This is a genomic window from Synechococcus sp. WC101 (assembly GCF_047461555.1).
Classification (GTDB): domain Bacteria; phylum Cyanobacteriota; class Cyanobacteriia; order Thermostichales; family Thermostichaceae; genus Thermostichus.
Map to the genome: position 1 here is coordinate 1 of NZ_JANSHG010000266.1, position 1878 is coordinate 1878.

General features: G+C 61.4%; 2 protein-coding genes. One reads left to right on the plus strand and one right to left on the minus strand.

The window, feature by feature from the left end:
- The first annotated feature begins 52 nt into the window (after window positions 1-52).
- Window positions 53-1102 carry a potassium channel family protein gene (locus NW809_RS12265; protein WP_011430440.1) on the plus strand — a complete coding sequence of 350 codons (1050 nt, stop codon included), beginning with the start codon at window positions 53-55 and terminating at the stop codon, window positions 1100-1102.
- An 18-nt stretch (window positions 1103-1120) separates the two neighbouring features.
- Here the strand turns inward: NW809_RS12265 and NW809_RS12270 are convergent, their stop codons facing one another.
- On the minus strand, window positions 1121-1789 hold the full coding sequence (locus tag NW809_RS12270; RefSeq protein ID WP_011430439.1) for a PHP domain-containing protein: 669 nt from the start codon (window positions 1787-1789) through the stop codon (window positions 1121-1123).
- Window positions 1790-1878: the final 89 nt, after the last annotated feature.

Here is a 1878-nt window from a genome sequence, read left to right on the forward strand (position 1 = left end):
CTCCTACCCATTGTAGTTCTCGCTTTTTCCCCGCTCGATCTGGCTGGGCCGTATGGCTTCTGCTCGTCCCCCGTTTCCTCCTGCCAAAAGGGATCCCGGTATCCAGCGGGATCTGAGTTTGGGAGTAGGGGCGCTGCTGGGCGTTGTCCTGATCGGCACCCTTTGGTACCACGGGGTGGAGCAATGGCCTTGGGTGGAAGCTTTTTACATGAGCGTTATCACCCTAACTACTGTGGGCTTCATGGAGGTGCAGCCGCTGGGGGATCGGGGGCGCTTGTTCACGGTGGCCTTGATCCTGATGGGGGTCTTGAGCATCGGGTTCATGGTGAACCGCTTTACAGAGGCCCTCATCCAGGGGCATTTTCAGGAAGGGATCCGGCAGCGGAAGTGGAAGAAACAGATGGAAGCGCTGAACAACCACTACATCGTCTGCGGTTTTGGGCGCATTGGGCGACAGGTGGCCCAGGAGTTTCAGGCAGAGGGGGTGCCCTTTTTGGTGATCGATCAATCGGCCGAGGCAATTCAGGTGGCCCAAGAGCTGGGATATGTCGCTCTCCAGGGAGACAGCACTCTCGATGCCACCTTGCTGGCGGCGCGGGTGCAGCAGGCCGAGGGGTTGATTGCCGCCCTCTCCAGCGATGCCGAAAACCTCTATGTGGTGCTGTCGGCCCGCACCCTCAACCCTCGTATCCGCACCATTGCCCGCGCCAACACGGAAGAGGCTTTGCAAAAGCTGCAGCGAGCGGGCGTTGCCCACGCCATCTCTCCCTTCATCACCGGTGGAAAACGGATGGCAGCGGCTGCCCTGCGCCCCCGCGTGGTGGACTTTGTGGATGGGATCCTGTCGGGTCGAGATCGCACTTTTTACTTGGAAGAGTACGAGCTGGCGGCGCAAGAATGCCCCTATGTTGGCCAGACCCTGGGGAAAGCCAATCTAAGGGCGCGATCCGGCGCGTTGGTGGTGGCAATTCGGCGAGCCGATGGCCAGCTGATTGGCGGCCCCAGCGGTGACACCCTGTTGCAACCGGGGGATCTGCTGCTGTGTATGGGCACGGCCGAGCAGTTGCGCCGCCTGGGCCAGTTGCTCTATCCCCGCCCCTAGATGGGCTGGACAAGTCGGCTAGATACGCCTGAGGATGCTGGGGCCGTGGGAGTCGGTGCCGCAGGTTTTCAAAAGTCCGTAGGTCTCTGCCAGCTTTTCCCCAATCGCCGCCTCCTCTGGGCTGGGAGCCCAAATGTCGGGGTTTTTGTAGGCGTAGTAGACCTCAAGGCCATCCAGGCCCAACTCCACGGCTGCCGGCACCAGCTCTTCCGCAGGCAGCCAGTAGCGAAAGGGATGGGCCAACACCGCCAGGCCGCCTGCTGCTTGAATGGCCCCAATGGCCTCAGCGGCGGGCAGGCCGGGAACTTGCTCCCCCTGGATGTAGGGATCCAAAACAGGATCCGCCGGATCGAAGCCGTAGCCAAGAATATGCACCTCGCAGCCCAGCAGGTTGGCTGTAATCTCGATCCCCGTCCATAGCAGGGGGTCCTCGGGGCGATCCAGATAGGCTTGCGCTTGCTCGTAGCCCTTCAGGGTGTGGTGATCGGTGATGGCCAGGCCCTTGAGGCCGTGCCGGCGCGCCTGCTCCGCCAAGTCTGCCGGGTCCATGCGCCCATCGGAGCAGCAGGTGTGCAGGTGAAAGTTGTACTGCAGCGGGCAGGAGAGAGGGCCGATCCCCTGCAGCACCCGCCGCAGCTCCGCCGCCGAGGCAGTTTGACAGGGATCCCGTTGCAAACTAACCAGCATGTCAACCCTTGGGTTGGGAACAGATAGCTCTCCAGAGCAGTCGACTCTGGAATTTTATCTTTTGTTAAGAACGCTCACCCATTCTAGCC